This window comes from Candidatus Finniella inopinata (assembly GCF_004210305.1).
Lineage (GTDB): Bacteria > Pseudomonadota > Alphaproteobacteria > Paracaedibacterales > CAIULA01 > Finniella > Finniella inopinata_A.
The window spans coordinates 96884-123731 of record NZ_SCFB01000001.1 but is presented as its reverse complement, the minus strand read 5'-3'; the positions used below and the strand labels follow the sequence as shown (position 1 = coordinate 123731).

General features: G+C 43.5%; 27 protein-coding genes, 1 tRNA gene and 1 pseudogene. 9 read left to right on the top strand and 20 right to left on the bottom strand.

Features of this window, described 5'->3' with window-relative positions; all coding sequences use genetic code 11:
* Window positions 1-83: 83 nt before the first annotated feature.
* From EQU50_RS00655 to EQU50_RS00630, 6 genes are all read right to left on the bottom strand, one after another.
* Window positions 84-3071 (bottom strand): alpha/beta hydrolase family protein, encoded by a 2988-nt coding sequence (locus EQU50_RS00655; RefSeq protein WP_130153238.1) that lies wholly within the window; start codon window positions 3069-3071, stop codon window positions 84-86.
* A gap of 146 nt (window positions 3072-3217) precedes the next feature.
* Window positions 3218-3850: a ribonuclease D gene (locus EQU50_RS00650; RefSeq protein WP_130153237.1), complete on the bottom strand. Its 633-nt coding sequence runs from the start codon at window positions 3848-3850 to the stop codon at window positions 3218-3220.
* Window positions 3847-4680 (bottom strand): CvpA family protein, encoded by an 834-nt coding sequence (locus EQU50_RS00645; protein WP_130153236.1) that lies wholly within the window; start codon window positions 4678-4680, stop codon window positions 3847-3849. The genes EQU50_RS00650 and EQU50_RS00645 overlap by 4 nt, the downstream gene beginning before the upstream one ends.
* A 14-nt stretch (window positions 4681-4694) precedes the next feature.
* Window positions 4695-5288, bottom strand: a complete 594-nt coding sequence (locus EQU50_RS00640; RefSeq protein ID WP_130153235.1) for a malonic semialdehyde reductase — start codon at window positions 5286-5288, stop codon at window positions 4695-4697.
* Between the two features lie 113 nt (window positions 5289-5401).
* A complete protein-coding gene (locus EQU50_RS00635) occupies window positions 5402-5851 on the bottom strand; it encodes an NfeD family protein (RefSeq protein ID WP_130153234.1) in 450 nt (149 codons plus the stop codon).
* On the bottom strand, window positions 5848-6831 hold the full coding sequence (locus EQU50_RS00630; protein WP_130153233.1) for an SPFH domain-containing protein: 984 nt from the start codon (window positions 6829-6831) through the stop codon (window positions 5848-5850). Before EQU50_RS00630 ends, EQU50_RS00635 begins: the two co-directional genes overlap by 4 nt.
* Before the next feature lie 168 nt (window positions 6832-6999).
* Here EQU50_RS00630 and EQU50_RS00625 point away from each other — a divergent pair, with 168 nt between their 5' ends.
* Window positions 7000-7788 (top strand): helix-turn-helix domain-containing protein, encoded by a 789-nt coding sequence (locus tag EQU50_RS00625; RefSeq protein ID WP_130153232.1) that lies wholly within the window; start codon window positions 7000-7002, stop codon window positions 7786-7788.
* Between the two features lie 6 nt (window positions 7789-7794).
* Here EQU50_RS00625 and EQU50_RS00620 read toward each other — a convergent pair whose 3' ends face one another.
* Window positions 7795-9387, bottom strand: a complete 1593-nt coding sequence (locus tag EQU50_RS00620; RefSeq protein ID WP_130153231.1) for a glycosyltransferase family 32 protein — start codon at window positions 9385-9387, stop codon at window positions 7795-7797.
* Window positions 9388-9647: 260 nt separating this feature from the next.
* Here EQU50_RS00620 and EQU50_RS00615 point away from each other — a divergent pair, with 260 nt between their 5' ends.
* The gene (locus EQU50_RS00615; RefSeq protein ID WP_130153230.1) at window positions 9648-9845 is read left to right on the top strand and encodes a hypothetical protein; all 198 of its coding nucleotides are present in this window, start codon (window positions 9648-9650) and stop codon (window positions 9843-9845) included.
* On the opposite strand, the gene EQU50_RS00610 is transcribed toward EQU50_RS00615, so the two are convergent.
* The 10 genes from EQU50_RS00610 to EQU50_RS00565 all read right to left on the bottom strand — a co-directional run bounded on the left by EQU50_RS00610 (window position 9823) and on the right by EQU50_RS00565 (window position 17628).
* Window positions 9823-11286: an AMP nucleosidase gene (locus EQU50_RS00610; protein ID WP_130153229.1), complete on the bottom strand. Its 1464-nt coding sequence runs from the start codon at window positions 11284-11286 to the stop codon at window positions 9823-9825. The genes EQU50_RS00615 and EQU50_RS00610 overlap by 23 nt on opposite strands.
* A gap of 16 nt (window positions 11287-11302) precedes the next feature.
* Entirely contained in the window at window positions 11303-12235 is a 933-nt protein-coding gene (gene ftsY / locus EQU50_RS00605; RefSeq protein ID WP_130153228.1) for a signal recognition particle-docking protein FtsY, read from the bottom strand.
* Window positions 12236-12338: 103 nt separating this feature from the next.
* A complete protein-coding gene (locus EQU50_RS00600; protein WP_130153227.1) occupies window positions 12339-12698 on the bottom strand; it encodes a helix-turn-helix domain-containing protein in 360 nt (119 codons plus the stop codon).
* Between the two features lie 17 nt (window positions 12699-12715).
* Window positions 12716-13018 (bottom strand): type II toxin-antitoxin system HigB family toxin, encoded by a 303-nt coding sequence (locus EQU50_RS00595; protein ID WP_130153226.1) that lies wholly within the window; start codon window positions 13016-13018, stop codon window positions 12716-12718.
* A gap of 113 nt (window positions 13019-13131) precedes the next feature.
* Window positions 13132-14433 carry a tRNA (N(6)-L-threonylcarbamoyladenosine(37)-C(2))-methylthiotransferase MtaB gene (gene mtaB, locus EQU50_RS00590; protein ID WP_207216268.1) on the bottom strand — a complete coding sequence of 434 codons (1302 nt, stop codon included), beginning with the start codon at window positions 14431-14433 and terminating at the stop codon, window positions 13132-13134.
* Between the two features lie 59 nt (window positions 14434-14492).
* A complete protein-coding gene (locus EQU50_RS00585) occupies window positions 14493-14855 on the bottom strand; it encodes a hypothetical protein (protein ID WP_130153225.1) in 363 nt (120 codons plus the stop codon).
* 44 nt (window positions 14856-14899) lie between these two features.
* Window positions 14900-15883: a dienelactone hydrolase family protein gene (locus EQU50_RS00580; RefSeq protein WP_130153224.1), complete on the bottom strand. Its 984-nt coding sequence runs from the start codon at window positions 15881-15883 to the stop codon at window positions 14900-14902.
* 70 nt (window positions 15884-15953) lie between these two features.
* Complete coding sequence (locus EQU50_RS00575) at window positions 15954-16463, bottom strand: demethoxyubiquinone hydroxylase family protein (RefSeq protein WP_130153223.1); 510 nt, start codon at window positions 16461-16463, stop codon at window positions 15954-15956.
* Complete coding sequence (locus EQU50_RS00570) at window positions 16445-16924, bottom strand: disulfide bond formation protein B (protein ID WP_165380272.1); 480 nt, start codon at window positions 16922-16924, stop codon at window positions 16445-16447. The genes EQU50_RS00575 and EQU50_RS00570 overlap by 19 nt, the downstream gene beginning before the upstream one ends.
* Before the next feature lie 50 nt (window positions 16925-16974).
* Window positions 16975-17628 (bottom strand): YqaA family protein, encoded by a 654-nt coding sequence (locus EQU50_RS00565; protein WP_242508797.1) that lies wholly within the window; start codon window positions 17626-17628, stop codon window positions 16975-16977.
* Window positions 17629-17735: 107 nt separating this feature from the next.
* On the opposite strand from EQU50_RS00565, the gene rpsD reads away from it, so the two are divergent.
* The 6 genes and pseudogenes from rpsD to EQU50_RS08475 form a co-directional block, all read left to right on the top strand.
* Window positions 17736-18350, top strand: a complete 615-nt coding sequence (rpsD, locus tag EQU50_RS00560) for a 30S ribosomal protein S4 (protein WP_130153221.1) — start codon at window positions 17736-17738, stop codon at window positions 18348-18350.
* Window positions 18351-18522: 172 nt separating this feature from the next.
* Window positions 18523-19347: a type I methionyl aminopeptidase gene (gene map / locus EQU50_RS00555; protein ID WP_130153220.1), complete on the top strand. Its 825-nt coding sequence runs from the start codon at window positions 18523-18525 to the stop codon at window positions 19345-19347.
* A 5-nt stretch (window positions 19348-19352) separates the two neighbouring features.
* Entirely contained in the window at window positions 19353-19943 is a 591-nt protein-coding gene (locus tag EQU50_RS00550; RefSeq protein WP_130153219.1) for a peptide deformylase, read from the top strand.
* Window positions 19940-21391: a replicative DNA helicase gene (locus tag EQU50_RS00545; RefSeq protein WP_130153218.1), complete on the top strand. Its 1452-nt coding sequence runs from the start codon at window positions 19940-19942 to the stop codon at window positions 21389-21391. Before EQU50_RS00550 ends, EQU50_RS00545 begins: the two co-directional genes overlap by 4 nt.
* A gap of 17 nt (window positions 21392-21408) precedes the next feature.
* A tRNA-Arg gene (locus EQU50_RS00540) sits at window positions 21409-21485 on the top strand.
* A gap of 250 nt (window positions 21486-21735) precedes the next feature.
* Window positions 21736-22425, top strand: a pseudogene (locus tag EQU50_RS08475) (MFS transporter); the annotation flags it as partial.
* Window positions 22426-22481: 56 nt separating this feature from the next.
* Here EQU50_RS08475 and EQU50_RS00530 read toward each other — a convergent pair.
* Window positions 22482-23245 (bottom strand): IS5 family transposase gene (locus tag EQU50_RS00530; RefSeq protein WP_130153196.1). Its coding sequence is split into 2 segments (ribosomal slippage): window positions 22482-22910 and window positions 22913-23245, totalling 762 coding nucleotides; the frame shifts between segments, so codons are not numbered across the junction.
* A gap of 57 nt (window positions 23246-23302) precedes the next feature.
* Between EQU50_RS00530 and EQU50_RS00525 the strand changes: the two genes are divergently transcribed.
* Complete coding sequence (locus EQU50_RS00525) at window positions 23303-23938, top strand: MFS transporter (protein WP_130153217.1); 636 nt, start codon at window positions 23303-23305, stop codon at window positions 23936-23938.
* Window positions 23939-24083: 145 nt separating this feature from the next.
* Here EQU50_RS00525 and EQU50_RS00520 read toward each other — a convergent pair whose 3' ends face one another.
* Window positions 24084-25502 (bottom strand): mannose-1-phosphate guanylyltransferase/mannose-6-phosphate isomerase, encoded by a 1419-nt coding sequence (locus EQU50_RS00520; RefSeq protein ID WP_130153216.1) that lies wholly within the window; start codon window positions 25500-25502, stop codon window positions 24084-24086.
* A complete protein-coding gene (locus EQU50_RS00515) occupies window positions 25486-26847 on the bottom strand; it encodes a UDP-glucose dehydrogenase family protein (protein ID WP_130153215.1) in 1362 nt (453 codons plus the stop codon). The genes EQU50_RS00520 and EQU50_RS00515 overlap by 17 nt, the downstream gene beginning before the upstream one ends.
* Window position 26848 lies beyond the last annotated feature (1 nt).

Sequence of the window (26848 nt, the reverse complement as noted above, 5' to 3'; positions counted from 1 at the left end):
TTTAAGCAAATTACTGTAAATAATAGTAAGTTATCTGCCAGAAGAAATGCCAACTGACAGAGGAAATGGATACCACCAAACTATTAGGGAGTCTTGGCTTTTTGTAATGCCACAATATTGGCTAAAAGCTCAGGATCTACGGCTTCTGGTTGAGGATTTTGTCCTGTTCTTAAGCAGTCACAATACTTTTTAAAGGAATTTAACAAATCCTTTTTACTAACGCGGACACGCGCTCGACCACTACTCGCATAAGAGATATTATCATCACCTTTGAATACATTAATATTTTCGTTTTCCTTTAAGGGAGAATATATTTTGGCTAGTGGATTGACCAATTCTTCATTTAGAGCTGCTGCAACGCAAATAAGAAATGGTTGCAATTCTGCGTCAGATAGATTGCAATCCCCCTCCGTAATTTTTTTAATCACTAGCATTGTTGGTTCGATTGTTCTCTCGCCTATTGTATACCTGCCTGCTTTACCAGTTGCGTCAACAGGTAGGCTCTTTAGTTGTGACGCTAGGGTACCGCAGCTGAGTTCAATATTGCCGGCACCGTTTGCACCTAAAACAATTGGTCTTGATGGTATTACTTGTTGTGATGCTATCTGTACTAATGGCGGAGGTGCTATTTCTACTATTGGCGGAGGCGCTTCTTGCGTTGTTACTGAAGACGCTATCATTTGGTCTAAGGTAGGGAGATCTTTCTCATTAAAAAATATGTTTGTTTCCAAAATGGTCTCTTCCAGGTTATCCAGAATATAAGCCTTATTCCGAATAATATCTAGAAACTCACTTTTTATAAGATTATCATAGTATTCCAGGAAGGCTGCTGCATTCGAGGCCAGCCCAATTACATTTTTAGATACATCAAGATTTGGAGGTGAAAACCAAAAATTTGTCCACATGTAATATTGTACGATCTGGCCTGTTGGCTTGTTACTTGCATCACGGTAATTAGGATCAAGGAAATTTGACGGAGGAGGTGAGCTGGTTAAGCCAATTTCATTGAATATCCTTTCTTTTGTAGAGTCTCTTTCTTGCCGTTTTCGAAAAGTTAAGTTCGGATAGACTGCATAGGCTTTACGGGCAAGAAGTGCTTTTATGTAAGACAGCCTGTTACTTGATTTAATAGCTTCCCACACCTGTTCCTCAAGCCCACTTGCAGAAGGTTGTGTGGCCTTTTGTGTTTTATATAATTTTAATGCGTCTAAAATAAACTTTTGATCATCTTCTGCAATATCTTCGTGCCTTGCTTTTGTCACCAAGGCGGCAGCTTCTTTTGCAGCAAAAGTTGAGCTTTGCATCGCTGGAGAAAACTTGAATGGTATCTCTTTCTTTTTATGCCAAGCCACTAAATCCATAAATCTAAAAATTGTTTCGTAAAAGCTTTTCATTGGATGATAAAATGTAGGATAAGAATGACCTAAGTCTCTATCAAAATAGGCGGCAACTAAATCTCTCTTCCCATATTTAAAAGCTGCATTAATGAAATCAATTGATTCAAACGGACTTGTATTACGATCCGAAAGACCATGCATCAAAAGCATAGGTCTTTCTAAGAGGTTCATTCTATAAATTGGTGAAACCTCATTATTGTCTGCATCGTTATCTAGAATGTTTCTGTTATAGAAAGCATTAGCTATCCACCCATTCATGCCCTGCAGTAACGTAAGTTTCCCAGGAGTCCAGCGTCTTTTTGAAACTTCAGTGCCTGAATTCATATCACCCCGCACATCGTTCACCCCCATGACGGGAATATATGCATCAAAAGTTGTTCTGTGATCGTAAGAGAAAATTTCAGATTTAGCAAAACCCACATCATCAGAATCTTCATCATCAGAATCTATATTTTTAAAATCTACAGCATCAAAGGTTTCGTCGTAAGTCGCAACAAGCATAGACATATAACCACCAAAACTTCCACCAGTCAAAACGATTGGGATGTTTTGATCTTTAATTAAATCGCTAAATTCTGGGGAATTTATGGCAGATTGTGTCTGCTTATTATTTCCCTCTTTAAGTATTCTATGGGCTCTTTTAATCATTTGGGCGAAATAAGTAACGTCTCTTAACGTAGAAATCACGCCTTCTGATTTTCCTTGAGCAGCTAATAAATCTGGGTCAATACCTTCGACACCCCTAAGATTCAGTGCGTAAACAATGTATCCCTGGTGAGCCACAATATATTCCAGTGATGGTTCTGTCTGTACTAAAGCTTTTTCTTTTATAACTCCTCCGTATATTTTGACAATGACTCCTTTAGGTTGCTCTCTGCCTTCCCTAACGGCATCTGAAATATAAACGTTGTAATGAATTTCCGTTTTTGTGAGCTGACTTGAGGCAGCGGCTTTTGATCGAAGATTATATTGATGCCCTTGTTGAGTTTTGCCTGTTGCACTGACGCGTTGTAGCGGAGAAAAAGTTCCAGCTGCACCTGCTGCAGTCTTGTCGCTTGTGTAACACTTCACATCAGAACATTGCGAAGCTATATGTCCATTCCAAAATGTTTCACGCATTGAAGCTTCGGATCGAATAAATCCTTCCATGGTGTACAAAGGCTCAACTGGTGTAAGGGGAGGCTTACTGCCCAACAACTCATTTGCAATACGCACATGTTCATTAATGTGTGTTCCGGTCTTCGTTGTTTTAGAAATTTCTTCTACTGCCAGTGATTTGGCTGACTTGTTGAGATGCTGTCCAATTGTCGTAACAGCGTCACGATACTTTGTCATTTCACTGGGATTAACTGGTGTGTCAACGATGCCCTCATCAAAACCGTACCCTTGCAACATGGACAGGGCAACTGAGGCAAGGTACTGCTTTGGGTTTCTGCCCTTAATCAGCGGATTAAGAGAGGGTGGTATGTGTCCTGCTAATCCTCTATCTGCAATAAAATTCAAAATATCAATACCTTCGTATTGTCCTGCTTTTACAACATGTGCACCTGGTTTGTTCCAGTTGGCCCATGCACGAAAGGCGCGCACTTCAGCATCTTTATCAAAAACCATTGAAAATAGCTGATCACACGAAATAGCGAGGAGAAAAAAAGTTCCAAAAATATATTTATACATAATGACTTGACCCTTAATACACAACCAAACCAAATTGAATTTTACGCAACTATGGCTTTTATATTACGCGTCGAAATATTAATAAATAGTAAAAGCAATAATAGAGCGCCATTTATGAATTTTGGCTTTATATAATTATAATGCAGTTAAGATTTATCATCTGTCTGGTAGCTAAATATGTCGAAGTTTTCGCCAGCGGTTAAGTCCATATCGGTGCGATGGGGCAGAAAATTAAAACAGGCTTGTGCCAGACTTTGCCGCTTTTCCCTTTCTAACATTGCATCAAGCTTTGCTTTCAGTTTGTGTAAATGCAATACATCTGTCGCAGCATATTTCAGTTGTTCCTGAGTTAAGACTTCGCTTCCCCAGTCGGATGTTTGTTCCTGTTTAGAAAGTTCTACTCCCAACAATTCTTTACACAAATCTTTCAAACCATGACGATTGGTATAGGTCCGCACCAGGCGCGAGGCAATTTTTGTGCAATAGATGTTTTCCAACGGAATTTGGAATGTATGCTTTAGTATTGCTACGTCAAAACGGGCATAGTGAAAGATTTTTACCAAGTTTTTGTCTGCCAGAACACGCTTCAAATTGGGTGATTGATCAAAATGCGGTTCGGGGAAATGAACCAGATGGCATTCTCCATCGCCTGCAGATAATTGAACCACACACAATCGATCACGGTGATTCTTCAACCCCATGGCTTCGGTATCAATGGCTACGCTGTTTGTAAAAGTGACATCACTGGGTAAGTCATAGGTGTGCAGATTAATTTTCATTGTACATCATCTTGTTCGAGTAAACGTTCCATGTTGCGGCGCTGTTGTTTTGAATAATTTGTAGAGGCATTTTTATTGGCGTCCGCTTTAGGCTTTAAACGCGCCAGCTCCTCTACCGTTTTTTGGGTATTTGCCTTTGTGTCTTTTTCAGTTTCTGGTTGGTTGGCAGCTGCAGAGGGAGGGGGGGATTGACGTGATACGGAACCTGGAATAAGCGCCTGCGTTCCTTTCTGAATTTGATCGTTAATGACTTCGGTCAATAAATCTTGGGGAGTGGTGGCTACAGAGATTGCGTCAGCTGCCGGTTTTGCGACTTGGTCACCATATTTTTTTTGCTGTTGCTTGATAAGGTTTTGAAGGGACGATGGCAACACATTAAAAACAGAATCGCTGCCTTTGTAAATAGCTGAACTTAAATGGCTTTCTTGAATAGGTTTTGGATACTCTGGCCGGTTAACAAAAACGCCCATGATGATTTCAACAAAGCAGATTAAGACAAATCCCCTCAAAAGCCCGTATCCAAAGCCTAAGGAACGATCAATGCCCCCCAATTTGCTTTGACGAACCAAGCCTGTAAAAAATTGACTGATAAAGCTGAAAAGAATTAGGAAGATGATAAACAAAACACCCCCGCCTACAATATCAGCCAGCATAGGGTTTGGGATATAATGCCGCGATAAAGATTGGGCCAGAGGCATCGTGAAAAAGGCGGCGAACGCGGCAGCTGTCCAGGATATAAGGCCCAACACTTCACGCGTCAGGCCACGCATCACACCCATAAGGGCCGACAGAAACATGATAATTAAGATGCCGATATCAACAGTATTCATGACAACCTCAGATTTTAGACGACCTTACAGACCGCATCAAAGTCAAATCGGGGCAGACGTGGATACAACTTATCAGGCTGACCGTAACCTAAATTACACAGAAAATTGGACCGCCAGGTGGTGCCAGCAAAAAATACCTCGTCCGTTTTCTGACGATCGAATCCAGACATAGGCCCGCAATCTAAGCCTAATGCGCGTGCGGCTATCATGAAATAGGCAGCCTGCAAGGCGCTGTTTCGAAGGGCTGTATCTTCGGCGAAAGCCGCATTTCCTGTAAACCAAGATTTAGCATCCGCATGGGGGAATAGCATGGGAAGTTCATTATAAAATTCATTATCGTATGCAAAAATTGCTGTAACCGGGGCAGCCATGGTTTTGTCCACATTGGCTGGTGCCAAAGTCAGTGCCAGTTTTTCCTTGGCCGATGCGCTTTCCACAAATAAAACCCGCAATGGGCAGCAATTGGCGCTGGTTGGGCCAAACTTTGCCAGATCATAAACATCTTTTAAAAGCTGAGGGGAAACCGGTTTGTCCTGCCAATTGTAATGGGTTCGGGCATCGGTGAAAATCTTGGCAACAAATGGTTGTATATCCTGGTGACTGGTCATCTGGCAAAATCTTTCTTACACTGAGTATATTTTTTGCAACGTATTTTGAGAATATCCCATTACCTAGAACTTAGCCAGCGTTACAATTTGGATTCGGAAAGCTACGAAATTCTTTATTCGTGATGATAATCAAGGCGATCCACAAGAAGGGCATTGCCCTTGACTCCAATAACAATAACTTTAGTTCCGGCCGGCATGTCAGGCCCTTCCACACGCCAGATGGAATCATGAATGTGCACCCGTGAGTGCCCATTTTTGATGGGTTGTTGAAGGGTTAATCTGGTGTTTACCAACCGTTGACCGGGTTGATTCAGGTTGTTGGGTTTAGAGCCGCCCGACTTAAACAAAAACTTTCCCATCCAAGCAAGCAGGACGGATAAAACCGCCACCATCCCCAGCTGCGCCCAGAAATTAATGGCGACAGATGAGATAACGATGGCCACAACAAAACTAGCAATAGCCATCCATAAAAGGCTGACGCCTGGTGATCCTACAAATAGTTCTAAGCATAGCAAAATAAGTGAAAATCCGATCCAGTGCCAAGCCGTTATATAAAAGCTCATGCTTTATCCTTGGTTTTTGGTGTGGCGGAGGAAGCGGGCTTCAGTGTGTCTTTTGTAAGTTCAGCAATGCTGGCAATGGTCCCGATCAGACTGCTGGTCTCCAGCGGCATCATGATCATTTTCTGATTTGGGGATCTGGCGAATTCTTGCAATGCTTCCACGTATTTTTGGGCGATGAAATAATTCAAAGCTTGGGTGTTGCCTTTTCCTATAGCCTCTGAAACAACCAGGGTGGCCTGTGCCTCAGCTTGAGCCAGGCGTTCGCGAGCCTCGGCATCGCGTTGCGCTGATTCACGCCTTCCTTCGGCCTCTAAGATCATGGATTGTTTCAATCCTTCGGCCCGGTTGATGCGGGCTTGACGTTCGCCCTCTGCCTCTAGGATGGCGGATTGGCGTTCCCCTTCGGACTCAAGAATCAGCGCGCGTTTCTCTCGTTCGGCCTTCATTTGACGCGCCATGGAATCAATCAAATCGCGGGGTGGTTTAATATCCTTAATTTCAATGCGGGTGACTTTTGTTCCCCAGGGGCTGGTGGCTTCATCTACAACATATAGCAAACGAGCATTGATCGTTTCGCGAAGGGACAACAGTTCGTCCAGAACCATGGATCCCATGACGGTGCGAATATTTGTCATCGTTAATTTCATGATGGCATTTTTAAGATCAGAAACTTCATAGGCTGATTTAGAGGCATCTAGGATCTGATAAAAAATGACGCCATCAACGGTGACCACGGCGTTATCTTTTGTAATTACATCTTGGGATGGCACATCAAAAACCAATTCCATCATGTTGATGCGGGACCCGATACGGTCAACGAAAGGAACAATTATATGCAGACCTGGGGTTAGCGTTTGAACATACCGGCCGAACCGTTCAACCGTATATTCATACCCTTGTGGGACAACTTTCACAGCCTTGAAAAGAAAAATAACGGCCAGAGCTAACAGACAGACGAGGGTGGTCTCAAAGGCGTACATGTTGCGTAATCCTGAAAGGAATCATTTTTTGAATTGTAACCTGTAGTAAAGGCATGCAGCAATGACAAAAACGGCAAAAGCAACTAGTTTATCAATTCATATATTTTGCCCATTGTTGTGAGAAGTGCTATTTTCTCAAAGATAATCCATTTGTAAAAGGACGTTCTCGTGGTTTTAGATCCTGGTGAATCTTCTAAAAAAACCAAACCAGTTGTTTGCGATCCTGTCGAGACGACTTCTCTTGGTTTTTTATTAAAACAAACCCGCGAGAAACGGGGCCTTTCTATTGAAGAAGTATGCCAGGTTCTTAAAATTCGGAAGCTTTTTATTGAATCTATTGAAGCCAGGGATTTTAATAAATTGCCAGGAATGATTTATACGACAGGCTTCGTTCGATCTTACTGCAAATTTTTAGAAATTGACCCAGACATTACAAAGCAGATCTTGAATCAAATTTGCACCTCTGATTCTCAATCGACTTTGAGTCCTTTTCACTCAAAACCGGGCAAGACGACTTTTCCGGCAGGGATTATGAGGGCCTCGTTAATTTTAACATTCAGTTTGATTCTGGTTTTTATAGCTTTTCGATGGGATTTTTTTAAAGGCGATCAGAAACCTCTACCCACAACACCTATTCTTTCTGATCTGGGTCGTGTGGAATTTAACCTTGATATTTTAAACGAATCTTTAGTTACCTTTTACGTGTTGGATCAAACCTGGATTCAACTTACGGATGCCAAAGGAACCATCTTAGAAACACGTCTTTTATCGCCGGGTGAAGTTTATCAAATAAATCGTCAACCCAATCTTTTCCTAACTACAGGTAATTCGCAGGCCTTAAAGGTCTATGACGGTCATCAGGCTTTGACATTGCCCGTTACGTCAGAGGCATCTTTATCGCCCGTGATCTCGGAAGACTCAGACCTGTTGGAGAATTATCCATTGACAGAACCATGAGCCTTTTTACACCGTTGGTTTTAATTCCATAATATTTAAAGTTGATTCATAAAGAGGTTTGTTGCCACATCTTTCTTGACTATCGTACCACCATGTTCTTGCGTGGTTAATTTGAATTAAACTCTTGGGATGCTCTGGAACCAAAAGCAATCTGTCTGTGGGCGCACTAAAAGCGTCAAACAGCGCCATATAATGGGCGCCGGACCCCCAAATTTGGGCTTTCCAATCCTGCTCATTAGCTAGACTCTTGACCGTATCCGGCATTGCATGCAGATTGCCTAAATTATCTAGAAAATTTTTGGCAATCGGGTCGTGTTTTTTAAAACCGAAAAATGTTTGATCCAAAAATATACCATTATACCAAAAGATATAATCATAGGTGTTCAAAAAGGGTTCTAAATCAGTCAAAAAATCTGTCCCTAAGTCTGAGTAAAGTCCACCATATGTATAAACAATTTCTTGCCTTAGGATATCGCTGGCAAGGCAAAATTGCTTGTCATCATAATAGGCATCAAATAAGTACTTAACCTTCATGTTCGGAACTAGTTCTTCTACTTCATGAATGGTTATGGGAATTTCCGAACTTTGCAAAGCTTTGATGGTTTCTGGAATGCCATCTTTTTTCATACACCAGAAATGATGATCCCAGGCTTTGGATTTAAGTTTTGTAAGACTTTTAAGGTATATGGCCAATCGTTCCTTAGAGGCTTCAGTAGGGAATTCTTTAGACGTAATCCATATACGATGGGTGCGAAGGGGGATTCCGTTTTCTGGGTTACAACTTGGTGTATAAAAGGTCCGTTTCATTGTTTCGCATATTTCGGCCCTTTTCATTCTGCAGTCATTTTCTAACTTACCATACAGTAAACGAGCTATACCAAGAGAAAAATTATTATTTCTATTATTCTCAATGATATAAGGCCGCTCTACAAACCAGGAATATTTTTCACGCTCTTCTAATGATAATCTTGCAGGAACATATGGCGTCACGAATTGCGTTTCATCCTTAGGTTCTTGAAAAGTAACCGCAGGTTTTTTCTTTCTGGCTTTTAACTTAATGGGTTTTTTGTCGAAGGTTAATGTTGCACTAACGTCTGATGCCGTAGGTTCTGTTTCATCTATCGGTTCTTGAAAAGTAACTGCAAGTTTTTTCTTTTTTGTCTTTAACTTGATGGGCGTTGTTGGAGTTACAATTGATTTCTTTTCTTTTGTTTTTGACTCAGCACTGGGGGAGGAAACTTCGACAGGTTTTGGTGTCTTAAAAATAAGAAAGTTTTTTTTTCTTTTCTTTGATTCTGACGACTCTTCCTCTTCAAAATTATCTTGGAAAACCACGTCGTTTGGGATGTAGGGAATTTTATTTATTGCGGGTTGGGTACTGAGATGACCTGAAGTCCGCCCTAAGGGGACGGTTTGTTCAAAATCTGCGGAGTTTTGCATGGCCATAGTGTGCAATCTGGCGGAGAGTTGGCAAGTGATATCACTTTTAATGGTTGACCAGCAACCGCTTAAGGTTTCGAAAAACCCAGGCATTAAAATCGCAGCTTGAGCATTACAGAACATTCCAGCCAAGCACAAAACGTAACAAACTTTCTTCACAACAACCTCTTATAAGATGGATGATTGGTAGATGGGTATACAGCTAATGATACAAACAAATTATTAATTAAAAATTAATTTAAATTATATGAAAGGGGCTGTATGATTCTGCAAGGGATAAATGTTGTAATCCATCTTAAAAGATGGGAGCTAATCCAAAGAACTGAGTAAGATTCAGACAGCAATTGGCTCTTTTATGAGACGCATAAAAAGCAACGCAGGTGTCTTAAAAGCGATTACTCAACGGCCAGAAAAATAGCATGTTTTTTTACAGGCTTCTCAAATACAGCAAAGATTATATTGAACAGGCCCAAGAAATATTACGAGAAAAAATATCGGTCAAGTCAGATGAAAAAGTGAAAAAATGGGCAAAACCTCTTGACTGTGACTTGGTGGAGACCCTAGCAAAACAAAGCATTCAGAATTCCTTAGCGTTTACCGAAACGGCGGCTCGCTGAAGCCTCTTAATTTGCGCGAATGCAATTGCTCAACGCCAGCCTCTCGCAGCAAACGAACAGCCTCTAAACCGATTTTCAGATGCTGGCTAACGCTTTTCTGATAAAAGGAATTGGCCATGCCCTGCAGCTTAATTTCCCCGTGAATTGGTTTATCCGAAACACATAGCAACGTGCCATAAGGGACCCGAAAACGAAATCCATTAGCCGCCACAGTTGCTGATTCCATATCAACCGCAATCGCGCGGCTTTGACGGAATCGTTCTGATAACTCTCTGGACTGTAATTCCCAATTTCTATTGTCGGTCGTCACCAAGGTTCCTGTGCGCATCCGGGCCTTAAGATCAATACCCGTCTCGTCCGTAATATTGGCAACAGCTTGTTGCAAAGCCACTTGCACCTCGGCAATAGGCGGCAACGGAATCCATGTGGGCAAGTCCTGATCCAGCACGTGGTCTTCCCGCACATAAGCATGTGCCAAAACATAATCGCCCAACATTTGGGTTGATCGCAACCCCGCACAATGTCCCACCATCAACCAACAATCCGGACGCAATACAGCCAAATGATCTGTAATGGTTTTCGCATTGCTGGGACCGACGCCAATATTAATGAACGTGATCCCCTGCCCGTCTTTTCGCACCAGATGATAGGCGGGCATTTGGGGCAAATAAGGGATAGGTTCAGCTTTTAAATCAGGTTCTTCTGACGTGGCCAATACCGTATTACCAGGGCCGATTAAATGAGTGTAATTATGGGGTTCAGCTTTAAGCTGCTCACGACTATAGGCAATAAATGCCTCAATATAACGTTGATAGTTGGTCAACAACGTAAAACTTTGAAAATGAGATGGCAGAGTTGCTGTGTAGTGTTGCAAACGGTGCAGTGAAAAATCGACACGTTCAGCAGTGAACAACGCCATAGGTCTTACGGGTAAGTCCAAAAGCGCATTTTCGCCGTTTGGCGTTCTGTCATCAATGCGACTTAAATTGGGTAAAACAAAGCCTTCCTGCAGTTGTTTCAGTTGGTCAGTCTCTAAATTAATCGGCACATGGTCAATTACAAAGGATAAGGGAATTGATACATTGCTGGACCCCACAATAACAGGCACCTTATGACGGGTGATCAACAGATGAAGCTGTTCTACATAGTAATTTCTGAAAATATCAGGCCTGGTGATCGTGCTGCCATAGTATCCAGGGTCAGACACCACACCAAAACTTAATCCGGCATCGACGTGTAAATCCTGATGGGTAACCTTAATACCAACGAAAGGGTAAGTGGCTTCTTGCATAGCCGCTTCATCGGTTTTTCCATTCAACAAGCCCTGAAACGCAGCTTTGATCCGCTCGCAACTTTCCTGATAAAGAAAATCGATGTAGTCTACGGCCAACGTTGCATCCGTAAACTGTTTGGTTTTGGTAATTTGATACGCATTCTGCATTAAGGACTTTTCCTTCTTATCTTTCTAAACCTAACAAACTGTGGGCAAAATCAGACGCTACAAAAGGTTGCAAGTCGTCTGCCGTCTCACCCACACCAATTGCATGTATGGGCAAGCCAAATCTTTTGGCCAAACCGACCAAAACGCCGCCCCGAGCCGTGCCATCCAATTTTGTCATGATTAATCCAGTTATACCAGCCACTTCCTGAAAAATAGTGACCTGTTGATACGCATTTTGTCCCGTGGTGGCGTCCAAAACCAAAAGGGTATGGTGCGGGGCCTGTGGGTCAATTTTTTGAATCACCCGAATGATTTTTTTTAATTCATTCATCAGGCCTTCTTTATTTTGAAGCCGCCCAGCGGTATCAATGCACAAGATATCTTTGCCAGCATCTTTCGCCTGTGTTATCGCCTCGAACGCTAACCCAGCTGCATCTGCCCCGGTTTCGTTGGCATAGACAGGAACGTTCAGCCGTTGTCCCCACACCTTTAATTGTTCCACAGCGGCTGCTCGAAACGTATCACAGGCCGCCCAAGAGACGCTTAGGCCTCGAGCTTGCCATTGTTTGGTTAGTTTGCTGATGGTGGTTGTTTTGCCGCTGCCATTCACCCCTACCATCAAGACAACTTGTAAGGTGCCGGTTTTCTCCATAACAAGGGGCACAGCCGAGGGAATTAGAATCTGTTCAATATCGGCCGCTAAAATGGCTTTCACCTCGTCGTCGGTGACGTCCTGATCAAGGCGCTGCTTGGCCAAAGATTGCCGAAGTTGTTGGGCAATCGGCACGCTCATATCAGCCTGGATCAGCAAATCTTCCAACTGATCAAGGGTCTGTTGATCCAGCTTTCGGGCGGTGACCAGTTGGCGCAGCTGCCCCCCCAACTGTTCCGATGTTTTTTTTAAACCTTGCTTAAGTCGTTGCCACCAAGGGGTCTTTTCTGATTTCACTGTCCCTTAACCATTACCTTTAAGTTGTTTTGTCACTTAACGAGAAAAATCAACTGAAGTCAATCGATGACTGAGCGTTTGATCGGGAGATTAATCCGCCATGTTAAGCGGTCTCTTGCAAAAAGATTCTAGCGGGTATTTTAAGGTTGTGATGCAGTTTTTGGGCCATGCGCATTGAAAGAGCCCGTTTTCTATTCAAGACTTCATAAACATGGCTTCTTTGTCCAATGTAAGGGACAAGGTCTTTTGGCGTTAACCCCTCCTCTTCCATTCTAAATTTTATAGCTTCTACGGGATCAGGATCCTCTATGGGGAAGTGTTTTTGCTCATAAGCGTCAACAAGTGTTGCTAGAACGTCAAGTCGGTCTCCTTCAGGGGTCCCAAAAACTGCATCCATTAACTGATCAATTTCTGCCAATGCCCATTCATAGTCTTCTTCCGTGCGTACTGCTCGAATTTCCATGATCTCACTTTCCCTTCTTAAATCGTTTTTGCATTCACTTGGTCGTACTCTGCATGAGTTCCAATAAAGCGTATGTAAATAATCCCATATTCATAGTTAATTTTGACAATCAGACGATACCGATTGCCACACACGTTAAAGATAATTTGGTTGTCGGCCAAGAAGCTTGCTGAACGGTATCTCCTTTTGACATCTTCTTGGGATTTCCATTCGCTAGCTTCAACGTCTGCATACCATTGTTGTAACCAAACTTTCGCGTCTTGAAAATTTGAATGTGCTTCCCAAAATTGCTTAAGGGTCCTTTTAGAAATAACCCTCACGCTTTTGTTGGCCTTTACAACCTTTTAATCTGGTTAAACTATATCATGATCCCAAATTGGGATCAATATTTTTCTGTGCTCTCAATAGAACATGGAAAGTCTATTTTCTTTTTCTATAAAGTATTTATCTGAATACCTTCCATGTTTTTCTTATCACCATGAGTTAGCTTTACATCAAGACACACCTGTTCAAAAGCATCGGACGATTTTATACGAACCGGGATAAAATGATCCGTCTTTCCGATCATAGAACCCTGTTTTTGATCCACCGATTCCACCAAAACAACGGCCGTTTTACCAACCCAATGGTCAAATAACTTTTGCAATGCATCGTCACCCTTTTGCCGCAGCATAGCAGCGCGCAGCTTGATCAGGGATTTTGGGACCTGGGGCATCCGGCTGGCCGGCGTTCCAGGGCGCGGGGAATAGGGGAAAACATGCAAAAAGCTAAGGTCGCATTCATCCACAATACGCAAGCTGTTCTCGAACATCTCGTCCGTCTCAGTTGGAAAACCCGCAATCAGATCGGCACCAAATGCCACGTCAGGCCTAAGGTCCCGGGCCCTTTTACAAAAACCAATCGCATCTTGGCGTAAATGCCGACGTTTCATTCTTTTTAAAATCAAGTCATCACCTGCCTGCAGGCTTAGGTGAAGGTGCGGCATTAGGCGCGGTTCTTCACCAATCAGCCGCCATAAATCTTCATCAATTTCAACAGGATCAAGGGAGGATAGCCGAAGCCGTTTCAAGTCGGGCACCAGGGCCAATAATCGGCGAATCGCCTGCCCCAATGTCGGTGTTCCGGGCAAGTCACCACCATAGGCTGTGATATCCACCCCGGTAAAAACAATCTCTTGATATCCACTTTCCACCAAAAGGCGCACCTGGTCCACAATCTCGCCCAAAGGCACGCTGCGTGAATTGCCACGCCCAAAAGGAATGGTACAAAACGTGCACCGGTGATCGCAGCCATTTTGAACCTGCACAAAAGCGCGCGCCTTGCCTTCAAAACCCGACACCAAGTGGCTGGCCGTCTCTCGAACCGACATAATGTCATTGACCAACACCCGGGCATGTTGATCAGGGTTGACCAGCTTTTGATAGGTTTCCAGCTGCATCTTTTCTTGATTGCCGATCACACTTGTCACCTCTGGCATGTCGGCATATTGCTTTGGGTTCATCTGCGCCCCACACCCCGTCACAATGATTTTGGCATCGGGATTTTCTCGGCGAAGTTTTCGAATAGTTTGACGCGCCTGGCGCTCCGCCTCGGCCGTGACGGCACACGTGTTAATCAAAATCGCCCCCGACAGGCCAGCCTGGTGGGATAAATCTTTGATCGCCTCTGACTCGTAAGTATTCAGGCGGCAACCAAAGGTGATGACTTGGTTAGTGTTCAAGGGCAATAACTGCACTATTGATTGTTAGATTTACAGAGATTAGCCATAAAAAATCAAAACGGCAAAGGTATTATTCAAACGGTAACTCTTCCTTGTTCTAAAAAACTTTCTATCTCTTTTAAGGCCTTATCCTTAATAGAGGGATGGTGGGCTTTAGGCCATAGATAACGAATTTCAGAATACTGCGTAAGGAATTGTTCGAAATGCCTCCAAGGAATGTTTTCGCCTGCTTTAATGTCCATGACATTAAAATATTTTCTTATAAAACTTGGAACACGGCTCCAAGGAAAAAACTTCCCTAAGCTCCAGTTGCCTTGATAAAGATAGACTGTTTTTTCCTTAAGCATTAAAGGTAAGAACCCCTCATTTCCCTTGTCTTCTAGTGAACATCGATTAAAGGTGGGAACCAAACTACCAAAACTTTTATCATCAAGCACACCGTGAGCACAATCAAAGGTTATTAGCTTTGATTGTGCTGGCTTCATATACTTTTGAAAATGCTGTTGGGTGTTTTTAAGTTCTGTCCATCTGTCCAAACGACCATGTAGCATGAGGATGGAGCTGTTTGCATAGTCAACCGGTCCAGAAAACAAAGGGAAACCATCAATAACGATAAATCTGTCGAATGTAACCCCAGGTGATATGTGAATTTGATAAAAATGTCTTGCACACAAATCAGTAATGATTCCCCCATCAAAGCGATAGGTTTACCCCCTAAATATGGGGAGCTTTTTAACAAATGCAAAGCCCGATATGCTGCCAAAATAGAATTTTCCAAGGGAATTTTCAGTTGGTCAGTAGCCGTAGAAGTGACACCAAAGGAAGGGAACAGGTTAGGTAACAAAACCACATAACCCTTCTCCACGAAATGGCGACATTTGGAAATTGTAGAGGGCTCGGGCCCACTACTGCCATGAAGCCAAACGATTCCGCCTTTAATAGAAGCTCTCTCAGGTGGTGTCATTAAATAGGATTTATAACAGGCCCCTTTGGAATCGTACCAAGGTATTGAATCCGCGTTCGTCCATTGATCAGGACTAAAACCCCTCACATAATCCCGTAATCTTGGGATATCAGTCGATAAAATATCTTTGGGGACTCTTGGAGATTTAAAAGCAATATTATATCTGTACCATGTTTTTTCAACGGAGATGTCTTGATGCCTAGGCTCGAACAACCTTCTAAAGGCTCTTAAATCTTCCGTTTCAAGATTAGAAATGCAAGGAATAGTGTATTCTTCTGGCAGGAAGAGGGGAAGATAGGATAGAATTGCCCTCGAAAATCTTTCGTTCTGAAATTTATGAGATAAGTCGAACAAAAAAAGTCCTGTTCTAAGAGACATATGTTCCAAACGACCCACAGCAGGGTCGTAATCCTTAATTTCTTCAACACCAAACGACCCACTTGCCCATGTACAACAAGACAGAAATCCTACGAACATTCTAAGCAGAAATAAGTAACTCATAAAAAACTCAAAAGAAACATATTAATAATTTTTTATATATTACACATATTTTAATTATTCAACAAAATATTTAAACCCGTGATGATAACCAAATTGCAGCTTTTGAGATAGCTTTTACAGCAGTTGTTAAAGTTTGAAAGCCTGCTGCCCCTTCGCCCCCTTGTTCGATAGCCATTTGGCGATGCTCCAGTTCCTCTTGATGACAATGGTGAATCACTTGCTGAATATCTTGGCAGTCTTCTCTGCCCTGCAGCTGGTCCAATTGATTCTGATAGTGGTCATCAATGACCGTCTCGACGGCGATGGTGCACGCATGGGCCGCTTTCTCACCCATAAGAGCCGTCACGGCCCCTAAAGCATAAGCAGCTACATGCCACACAGGCTGAAACACCGTGGGTCTTACTTTGTGTTCAACCAGTAATTGATTGAATTTTTTCAAATGATCAGCCTCTTGCCGGGCCATATGCTGAATGTGCGGATTGTTTTTTAAAACAGCCAGTTGGCCAGCGTAAATACGAACGGCCCCATATTCACCCGCATGATCAACTCTTAAAATACGTTCTAAGGTTTTGTTTTGCATCGCCGTTGCACCCCAAACGCAATCAACAAATAAACCACAAGCCCTGCTAGAGCCAGCGTATTCCAAATTGTTGCGGATACACCCAAAATACGCCAACTAATTTGATCACACCGAACAAGGGTGGATTTTTGAATATTTTGACGAATACGCGCAATTTTTTCCTGCGGGGTTAACGCCGGATTATCAACACCAACATTGGCGGAGGAGTTTTGGCAAAACGCAGGCGGTTGCCACCATTTCTGTTCCACACCCGCATGGAAAGAACTAAGCCCCAAGGCCGAAATAATCGCTAAAAATTGCAGAACTCTCAGCAAACACTTTTGAGGAAACGCAACCAGCGCAAGACTTATCGACAAAACACCCCAATAGATGTAACGCAGGTAAACGCACAAGCTGCATGGTTTGATGTGATAAAGAAATTCTGCCCCCACCGCGACCGCCAGCGACAGGCCAACGAACAAAAGAACGACCCTATTTACGATCTTTTGTTGAGAAAAAAGCTTACAACCCATCAGCCCAAATACTTAAATGCAACGAACCCTAGGGCAATTATGCCAAGGCTTAAGACCAAGAACAACCCAAGATATTTTTCAATCCAGTGACGGGCCCAAGGCCCCATCCACCATAACAAGCCTGACAAAAGATAAAAGCGAAATCCACGGGCAATGATGGAGGCTGCAAAAAATGTTTTTAAATCAAAGTGCGCCACCCCGCTGGCGATGGTTACCAACTTATAGGGAATGGGTGTTAGGCCCTTTAATACAATAATCCAAAAACCCCATTCGGCAAAACCTTGCTGAAATTTCTCAAAGGCGGATGATAGATTATAGGTGTTAATAACCCATTCGCCCAAACTGGCATATAAATAATATCCAATGGCATACCCTAAGAATCCACCAAGAACTGAAGTGATGGTACACAAACTCGCCAACCGCCAAGCTTGGCTGGGATGAGCCAGAATCATCGGAATCAACAACAAATCAGGCGGCAAGGGAAAAACCGAGCTTTCCGCAAAAGAAAACACGCATAACAGCCAGACAGCCTGCGGCGTGTCGGCAGAGGCCAAGACCCAGTCATACTGACGACGCAGCCATCCTGGCCGGGCATTTGGCAAGCTAGAAATATCCATATTACTGTAAAGCTGTTTTAACGATGTCAGGACCATAACACGCTTGTCGTTAAAGCGCAAAATTGATTTGACAAAGCTTGGTAAATGTGGAGAATGAACGTTAATTATTAAAAGTTTATTTGATGACTTACAGGCTAAGATAAATGACAAAACGCGTTGAAGCAAAACACAAAATTGATCGCCGTCTGGGCGTAAACCTTTGGGGCCGAGCAAAAAGCCCTTTCAACAATCGTAATTACGGACCAGGTCAGCATGGTCAACAACGATCAAAGCCTTCCGACTATGGTATCCAGCTTAGAGCCAAACAAAAACTAAAAGGCTACTATGGAAACATAAGCGAAAAGCATTTCCGTCGCCTTTATCAAGAGGCCGTTCGTCGCCGTGGCGATACATCAGAAAATATGATTGACCTTCTAGAACGTCGTCTGGACGCCGTTGTTTACCGTATGAAATTCGTAGCGACGGTATTCGCTGCGCGTCAAATGGTCAACCACGGACACATTGCCGTTAATGGTAAACGCGTTGACATCCCTTCTTATCGTTTGAAGGACGGCGACGAGTTAAGCATTCTGGGCGAGATGAAAGAAAACGTGAATGTTTTGGCCGCAGCCCAATTGGGTGAACGGGACGTTCCAGACTATATGGATGTTGACCACAAGTCTATGAAGGGCAAGTTCATTCGCGGACCTAAGTTTGCTGATGTCCCCTACCCCGTTCAAATGGAACCAAATTTGGTTATCGAGTTTTATTCTCGCTAAATTCTCTTTTCATTTTTTTAAAATCTTTAACCCACTTTTCAAATTGAGAAGTGGGTTTTTTATTGCGGAAAAGAAATTGATACCTATATAGACAATATAACGAGAAAAACTCGCAAAATGATCTGAAAATGGTATAACTTGAGCTAATAGTTTCTCCCTGTAAAAAAGCATTATGATTAATCCCTACCACCATCAACACACAGAACATTGCCAGCACGGCCACCACCACGAAGAGGAGGAGGTTGAGCAGGTCCTGATTCACACAAATCAAGACTTTGAGGGCATGCGAAAGGCCGGACGATTGGCATCGCAGATGCTTGACTATATCACCCCCTTTGTCAAGGCAGGCGTCACGACCAATGAATTGAATACGCTGTGTCACGATTTTATTCTGAAGCACGGCGCTATCCCTGCCCCCCTTGGCTATCAGGGATTCCCCAAATCGATTTGCACCTCTGTAAATCACGTGGTTTGCCATGGTATTCCAGGGGATAAAAAGCTCATCGAGGGGGATATTATTAACATTGACGTCACCACGATTGTGGATGGATGGCATGGCGATACCAGCCGCATGTTCGCTATTGGTAAGATTGGGGTCCGGGCCGAAAAACTGATCAATGTGACTTATGAGGCCATGATGCGCGGCATTGAAGTTGTGAAGCCGGGCGCCACGTTAGGTGATGTGGGCCATGCGATTCAAAGCTTTGCTGAGCGTCAGGGCTTCTCCATCGTACGCGATTTTTGCGGGCATGGTGTTGGAAAAACGTTTCATATGACACCCACTGTGTTGCACTATGGCAAACCAGGTACAGGGTTGGAATTGCAAGAGGGGATGTTTTTCACGATTGAACCCATGATTAATGCCGGCAAACCCGGTGTGAAGGTTTTGGAAGACGGATGGACGGCCGTAACCAAGGATAAGTCTTTATCGGCCCAATTCGAACATAGCCTGGCCGTCACGTCCAATGGTTATGAAATTTTTACGGTTAGTGGTTAAAACATATGTCCGTTAAGCTGCCCCCTTATGTCGTGATTAACGATCCGAATTGTCCAAACAAAGAGGTTTTGGAAACCCCTGCCAAGGCCTTTACCTTTCCTCTGACAAAAGAAGATTTAGCAATAATCAAAATCTTAGAAGCGAAGTACGACGCAGAGGAAAACTGTTCTGGGCTGGCCGCCCCTCAAATTGGGTTCTCTAAGCAGGCAATTGTTTTCGCCCTTAGCGATGATCCAGATTTAAAAAAATGGCGCCCCGACATCAGCGATACGATGCCAAAGACCCTTTGGTTGAACCCCAGTTATGAACCTGTTGGGGATGATAAACACATCGACTATGAAGGGTGTTTTTCGGTAGCTGATGTGGCTGGTCCTGTGGCCCGTTATAAAACAATAAAATATGCGGCTTATTCAAAAGAGGGCACCAAAATTGAAGGCGTTGCTCATGGTTTCTTGGCGCGCGTTATGCAACATGAAATTGACCACATTCGGGGTATTTTGTACACACAGTATGTCCCGGATGGAAAATTGTTGCCCGTGGAAGAATATCGTCGCATGCGCGTAGAAGCTATGGAAAAAGGAATAGCCCCTTCATGACATCAACTGTCTTATCACTGGTTCCTCAACAAACTCAGCTGGCCCCCATCGCTGAAACGATTTTGCATAACGTCGAGGCCGAACAGGCTTTGTTGGGTGCTTTATTGTTGAACAATAATTCCTTGGAACATGTCAGTGATTTCTTGCGCCCCGACCATTTTTCCCACGCCGTTCATGGACAGATTTACGAATCCATTCAACGCCTGATCGATCGAGGGCAAATTGCCGACCCCATCACCTTAAAAGATATTTTTCACCAAAATGAACATTTGGCCACGGTTGGAGGAGCCAGCTATTTAATTGATTTAGCAAACTCGGTTGTGTCCATCATCAGTGCGGCTGATTATGGTCGCCTGATTTATGATTTATATTTAAGGCGCCAACTGATCAACCTAAGCCATGAAACCGTACAAGAGGTGCGCAATTTTGACATGGAAGCCACCGCTGTCCAGCATATTGAATCGGCGGAGAAGAAACTTTATGACCTAGCAACAACAGGTCAAGCAGGTGGAAATGCCATCAGCTTTCGAGAGGCCTTAACACAAGCCATTGAAACAGCCGAAATTGCTTACAAGCGCGACAGTCATATCGTGGGTGTCACCACAGGCTTCATTGATCTTGATAAATGGTTGGGTGGATTGCACCCTTCTGACTTGTTGATTTTGGCGGGACGACCTTCTATGGGAAAAACAGCCCTTGCCACCAACATTGCTTTTAATGCAGCCCTTTGTTTTGCCCAAAACAACCAGGACGGAACGCCCGTTGCCTTCTTCTCGTTAGAAATGTCTGCCGAACAACTAGCCACCCGTATTTTATCCAGCGAATCGAAAGTGTCTTCTGATAAAATCCGCCGCGGTGAAATACGCAGCGAAGATTTCCCAAAATTTGTTGAAATTAGCCGATCGATTCATAACACCCCTTTGTTTATTGACGACACGGCAGGGCTTAGCATTATGGCTTTACGCAATCGAGCCAGACGCCTTAAACGCCAACACAATATCGGGCTGATCGTCATCGACTATTTGCAATTATTGGAAAGCAGCAATAAACGAAGTGGTGACAACCGTGTTCAAGAAATTTCTGAAATTACCCGTTCTTTAAAGGGTATTGCCAAAGAATTAAATGTGCCCGTACTGGCCTTATCACAGCTTTCCCGTGCCGTTGAGCAGCGCGATGACAAACGTCCCCAGCTGTCTGATTTGCGTGAATCAGGGTCTATTGAGCAAGACGCTGATGTGGTCATGTTTGTCTATCGCGAGGAGTATTATGAAAGCCGCAAGCAACCACCAGAGGGAACCGAGAAGCATTTGGAATGGCAAAAACGTATGGATGGAGTTTACAACAAAGCCGAAGTCATTATCGCCAAGCAACGTCACGGCCCTATCGGTACCGTGAAATTATTCTTTGATGGTAAGTTGACACGCTTCGGTAATTTAGAGAATATGTAGGTACGTAAAGTTTGTTAGTTCCCGTAGCTCAGCCGGATAGAGCGCAAGATTCCTAATCTTGAGGCCGTGGGTTCGAATCCCGCCGGGGACGCCAATTTATATCGTAAGTTTTAAAAAACCATACCCAATTCAAATCATTTTTCGGCATTCCTCTCATCATCACGAGGAGCTATTGCTCCGTGGTGATCCATGTATTTTCCTGGATGGCCACGCCCCTAAAGGGGCTCGCCATGACGGGTAGAAATGGGGAAATGGTTTGAATTTGGTATATAGGGTTTCAATGTCAGGGAAAGTCGTTTATAAGCATAGCTAATAGCAGGTAGTACTGAACAGAGGAGTAACTTATGAGTATCCTTGGAAGTTTAAGCCGCGAACAAAAGGAAGCCGTTGGTCTTTTACAGATTGGCACCTTTCTCGAGTATTTTGACCTAATGCTGTATGTTCATATGGCTGTCTTGCTCAATGATATCTTCTTCCCCAAAACCGATCCCCACACAGCCGCTTTGATTGCTGCGTTTGCTTTTTGTTCAACGTATATTTTGAGACCATTCGGTGCAATTTTATTTGGATGGATAGGAGATAATATAGGTCGCAAAACCACCGTTATTTTGACAACCATGATGATGTCCTTAAGTTGCGTTATCATGGCTAATTTGCCAACCTATGAACAAATTGGGATTACCGCTGCTTTGATCGTAACGGTTTGCCGTATTATTCAAGGCCTGTCGTCTATGGGTGAGGTTATGGGCGCAAAAATTTATATCACCGAGATTACCAAGCCCCCAGAACAATATTCTGCGGTCCTTCTTATCACATTAGCCTCTTCTTGTGGTGCGATGACAGCCCTTGGTTTATCTTCTCTTGTTAACAGTACAGGAATAAGTTGGCGTACGGGTTTTTGGGCCGGTGCAGGCATTGCTGTGATAGGTTCCATAGCCAGAACAAGATTGAGAGAAACACCAGAGTTTGTTGATATGAAACGGAAAAAAAAGATAGAAATTGAAAAAAAGCATGTGAGCAAAAAAAACAAAGAAATTCTTTTCAAAGAAGTGGAAAGTCGACTCTATAAATCAAAAACTAGGGCGTGTCATCAATTAAGCCAAATAGCCGCAGCAACCAAATGTATGGCTCCCAGGAAGTTTCGAGCTGTTTTATCATATCGAGTGGCTATGGCTCTGTATTGTTTAAGTTTGGCGAAGAAGTTTTCGATGAGGTGCCGGGCCTTGTAGAGGTCTTTATCATACGAACAAGGGTTGATCCTATTCTTTTTTGGGGGAATGACCGCCTCACATCCTTTCTCTTCAAGTTTTTTTCTCATACGTTCGTCTGCGTCATAAGCCTTGTCAGCTAAGACGGCACCAGCTTGCGTAAGGTTATCTATTAAGGCATCGGCACCTTCTAAATCGTGATCTTGTCCGGCTGTTAAATAAAACCCTGTTGGATTTCCCAACGCATCACAGGTGGCATGAATTTTGGTGCTTAATCCTCCTTTGCTTCGTCCAATCGCTTGGTCAGCTGAGAATTCTTTTTTTTAGCACCAGCACTGTGCTGATGAGCACGCACTATACTTGAATCAATCATAGCGTATTCATTGTCAGCATCTTGGCTTAATAGCTCAAAAATTTTCTTCCACACACCTGATTGGCTCCACCTCGAATGGCGTAGATGAATAACTCTAAAATCCCCAAAACGTTCCGGTAAATCACGCCACGGAATTCCAGCTCGATATCGATATAGAACGGCTTCTATAAATAGGCGATTGTCTTTTGCTGTTGCACCAACATATCCTTCCCTTCCAGGTAGCATACCCTTAATGCGATCCCATTGATCATCCCGTAATGCGTAGCGTCTCACCGAAAAAAACCTCGTAAAATTTTTCTCAATTAAAACAGAAATCTATGACTTATTCAATTGATGACACGCCCTAATAAAAAAGATTTTGCGGCCTATTTCTTTTTAGAGTGTAGCAATCCTTTCTGTTTTTATTTATATTACATATATTTTTCCCCAATATTAAAATCTTTTGGTTATAGTTCACCGGATATAATTTCTCACAATTTCCTTTTATCAATTATTGATTGTCTCGTTGTTTTTCCTTTAATTTATTTGGTAAAAATTTTTAACCCTATAAAAATATTAAAGTTTCAAGCTATAGTTCTTCTTTTAATAGTTGTCTCTTTACCTATTTTTGCCATGTATTTGAATTCCGGTCGTCAGGTGTTTTTGTTTCAAGCAATACTTTTTCCTTTTTCTCTCTCAGGAGTGGCAGTTGCTTCTCCAATTTTTATCAAAAGATTTAATGTGGACAGGAGGTTTACTACAACAACGATTGGTTATGCCCTGGCTCGTTCTTTTATGTATGTTGTCACTGCTTTTGGTCTTGTATATTTAACAGAATGGATTGGTCACAGCGGTGTATGTGTTATTGGTTTGCCATTAATGTTTGCCTGCTTTTGGAGTATTCGCCATTTTGAAAAGCTAGAAGGCTTGCGGCCTCACAAATCGTTTGTTCCCATAAACGATGAAGTTCACAGCCAAGCTGCGTAACAGTTTTATGGAGATTTAAGGTGAACAATAATCCACAACCCAGAGAAGGTCTAAGCTTTGAAGCGCGTTTTATGGCGGCAGTGATTCTGCTTATGGTCGTTCTCGTTTTGATCATAGTCAGTCCGAAATTATGCAGCGGCTTTAATTAGAACCTGCCGTAGTCATCGCCAAAACGGACGATATCATCTTCCCCCAAATAGGGGCCTGATTGAACTTCTATAAGCTCTAGAGGAATCTTTCCAGGGTTTTCAAGGCGGTGTTTGGTACCACAGGGTATGTAAATCGATTGATTTTCAAAGACCATCAATTCTTCTTCGCCACGAGTCACTTTGGCTGTGCCACTGACAACGATCCAATGTTCAGCCCTGTGGTGATGCATCTGCAAAGATAGTTTCTGTCCAGGCTTAACCGTAATATGCTTTACTTGGAACCGTTCGCCTTTATCAACGCTTTTGAATGATCCCCATGGCCTTTCCTCGGCAGAATGGGATCGGGTGTGGGGACGCTCTGAAAGTTTCAACGTATCCACGATATGTTTAACGTCTTGAGAGGCTGCCTGAGAGGCCACAAGTATCGCATCCTGCGATTCCACAACAATGACCCCTTCCAACCCCACAACCGTTACCAGGCGCCCTTCGGACCGAATATAAGACTGACTAACATTATGGGTGACCACATCGCCCAGGATGGTGTTGCCATCCTTATCGCGGTTGTCGACTTCCCACAAAGCTTGCCAGCTACCAAGATCATTCCAGTTAACCGTAAGGGGGGCGACTCTGACATTACTGGCCTGTTCCATAATTCCGTAATCAATCGAAACGGACGGTGATTTTTCAAAAACTTGTGTGTCCATAATCCCTGTTTTGACATCAAACGCAGCCGCACACGAATCCAATATAAGGGGCTGATAAGTTTTGACAGCTTCTAAGAAGGCCTTAGCCTGAAATAGAAAAAGACCACTGTTCCACAAGAAATCACCCGACTGAAGGTAAACCTCAGCCTTTTCTAGGGTTGGCTTTTCCACAAACCGAAGAACTTTTTTTGCAAAGTCGGTGTCATCCTGACTGCGTTGAATATAACCATAACCCGTTTCAGGGCGGGTTGGCGTCACACCAAAGGTAACCAGTTCCCCCTTTAAAGCTGAGGGCAAGGACTTTTGAACAAAATCATTGAAATCAGCAATCGGCTCAATCAAATGATCAGACGGCATGATTAATAGGACAGCATCTGGATTTTTCTGCATGGCCGCCAAAGCAGCCAAGGTGATGGCAGGCGTTGTATTACGGGCGCAGGGTTCCAAAATCAGCTGACCAATTAACCCTGCGGCCTTCATTTCTTTTTCAACAAGGAACTGGTGATGTTGACTGGCAACAACAATAGGCAAGTCGTAAATCGCAGCATTATTAGCACGCATTAAGGTCTGCAGGAAAAGACTGCCCTCCCCCACCAATGGATAAAACTGTTTCGGATACAGACTGCGTGATAAAGGCCAAAGACGCGTACCAGAACCCCCGCACAAAATGACGGGGGTAATTTTTAAAGGGGAACTAGCTAGCTGCGACATGACGTTCTTTAGCCGTTGCCAGTTGAGCGAGCACCCCACGTCCAAGGTGGATACTGGCTGTTTTAGCCGGCAACGTTTCAGGTTTTAGAATACGCCAACAATCAATAACCGCAAAACCGGCAGGTTTCTCGTCAAATAAAGAGGCGGTAAGTTCGGCAAATTCCGGCCATGCTGTCATGATCACTATGGCATCGCTTTCTGATACACATTCTGCTGCCGAAGCCGCATATCGGGCGTGTTCACCCAGAACGGCCTTAGCAGGGGCCATAGCCATGGGGTCAAATACGACCACATTGAACCCTTGTTTCTTTAAACTGGCCGCAAGACCAACACCCTGTGATTCTTCAATGACAGATGTACCGGGCTTATAAGATAACCCTAAAATTCCAATCGTTTTGGGTTGATAATCCAGTTGATCAATAATGGCCAACACCCGATCTTTTTGATGGCGATTGATGGTATCGGTTGCCACAGCCAGATCAGCATTGGCTCCAATGATTTCGGCCAAACGCGAGAAAGCCACGTTATCCCGTGGAAAACAAGGGCCACCATAGGCCACCGCCCCTTTCAGATATTTATGACCAATACGACTGTCGCACCCAATGGCTTGCGTGACCACGTCCACATCAGCACCCGGCAAATAATCACAAAGGTCCGACAGCATGTTGGCGTAGGAGATTTTGGTCGTCACAAACGTATTCACAGAAATTTTTGTCAATTCAGCATTCACAAAATTCATGCGTTCCATGCGCGGCTGATTGTCACAAGCTTGACTGTAAATGGAAACCAGCAGGTCACCCGCCTTCTTATCACTTTCCCCAATCAGAAAAAAATCTGGGTTCAGCATATCGCGAATCACGGTGCCAAGGGCAATGAATTCTGGGCTGTAACATAATCCCAAAGTTTCGCCTACGGGCCGGCCAGCGTATTTCTCTAATGTTTGGCGAATTTCACCATCGGTAGAGCCAGGCATCACCGTACTGGTAATGACGACTAGGTGATATCCTTCTTTACCTTTGATGCCAGCGCCAATTTCTTTTAAGGATTCAAGGACATATTTATTGGTAAAACTGCCATCAGGTCCGCTGGGTGTGGGAACAATGACAAAAGTAATATCGGTGTTTTTAACGGCCTCAGCAGTGTCGAGGGTTGCCGACAATCTTCCCTTGCTTTGATCAATAAAGTCTTGCAGTCTATCCTCCTCAACAGGCGCCCTACCGTGGTTGATGGCATCCACAAAAGCTGGATTTTTATCCACGCCAATAACGTCGAACCCCTTGCTGGCATAAACCGCCGCCATAGGTGCTCCTAATTTACCCAATCCAATGACCGAAACTTTTAGCATT

Excerpts from the sequence above, each read along its gene's own strand:
- EQU50_RS00655 (WP_130153238.1), bottom strand. The coding sequence starts at position 3,071 with ATGTATAAATATATTTTTGGAACTTTTTTTCTCCTCGCTATTTCGTGT.
- EQU50_RS00650 (WP_130153237.1), bottom strand. The coding sequence starts at position 3,850 with ATGAAAATTAATCTGCACACCTATGACTTACCCAGTGATGTCACTTTT.
- EQU50_RS00645 (WP_130153236.1), bottom strand. The coding sequence starts at position 4,680 with ATGAATACTGTTGATATCGGCATCTTAATTATCATGTTTCTGTCGGCC.
- EQU50_RS00640 (WP_130153235.1), bottom strand. The coding sequence starts at position 5,288 with ATGACCAGTCACCAGGATATACAACCATTTGTTGCCAAGATTTTCACC.
- EQU50_RS00635 (WP_130153234.1), bottom strand. The coding sequence starts at position 5,851 with ATGAGCTTTTATATAACGGCTTGGCACTGGATCGGATTTTCACTTATT.
- EQU50_RS00630 (WP_130153233.1), bottom strand. The coding sequence starts at position 6,831 with ATGTACGCCTTTGAGACCACCCTCGTCTGTCTGTTAGCTCTGGCCGTT.
- EQU50_RS00615 (WP_130153230.1), top strand. The coding sequence starts at position 9,648 with ATGTTTTTTTACAGGCTTCTCAAATACAGCAAAGATTATATTGAACAG.
- EQU50_RS00610 (WP_130153229.1), bottom strand. The coding sequence starts at position 11,286 with ATGCAGAATGCGTATCAAATTACCAAAACCAAACAGTTTACGGATGCA.
- EQU50_RS00600 (WP_130153227.1), bottom strand. The coding sequence starts at position 12,698 with ATGGAAATTCGAGCAGTACGCACGGAAGAAGACTATGAATGGGCATTG.
- EQU50_RS00580 (WP_130153224.1), bottom strand. The coding sequence starts at position 15,883 with ATGAGTTACTTATTTCTGCTTAGAATGTTCGTAGGATTTCTGTCTTGT.
- EQU50_RS00575 (WP_130153223.1), bottom strand. The coding sequence starts at position 16,463 with ATGCAAAACAAAACCTTAGAACGTATTTTAAGAGTTGATCATGCGGGT.
- EQU50_RS00565 (WP_242508797.1), bottom strand. The coding sequence starts at position 17,628 with ATGGTCCTGACATCGTTAAAACAGCTTTACAGTAATATGGATATTTCT.
- rpsD (WP_130153221.1), top strand. The coding sequence starts at position 17,736 with ATGACAAAACGCGTTGAAGCAAAACACAAAATTGATCGCCGTCTGGGC.
- map (WP_130153220.1), top strand. The coding sequence starts at position 18,523 with ATGATTAATCCCTACCACCATCAACACACAGAACATTGCCAGCACGGC.
- EQU50_RS00550 (WP_130153219.1), top strand. The coding sequence starts at position 19,353 with ATGTCCGTTAAGCTGCCCCCTTATGTCGTGATTAACGATCCGAATTGT.
- EQU50_RS00545 (WP_130153218.1), top strand. The coding sequence starts at position 19,940 with ATGACATCAACTGTCTTATCACTGGTTCCTCAACAAACTCAGCTGGCC.
- EQU50_RS00520 (WP_130153216.1), bottom strand. The coding sequence starts at position 25,502 with ATGTCGCAGCTAGCTAGTTCCCCTTTAAAAATTACCCCCGTCATTTTG.
- EQU50_RS00515 (WP_130153215.1), bottom strand. The coding sequence starts at position 26,847 with ATGCTAAAAGTTTCGGTCATTGGATTGGGTAAATTAGGAGCACCTATG.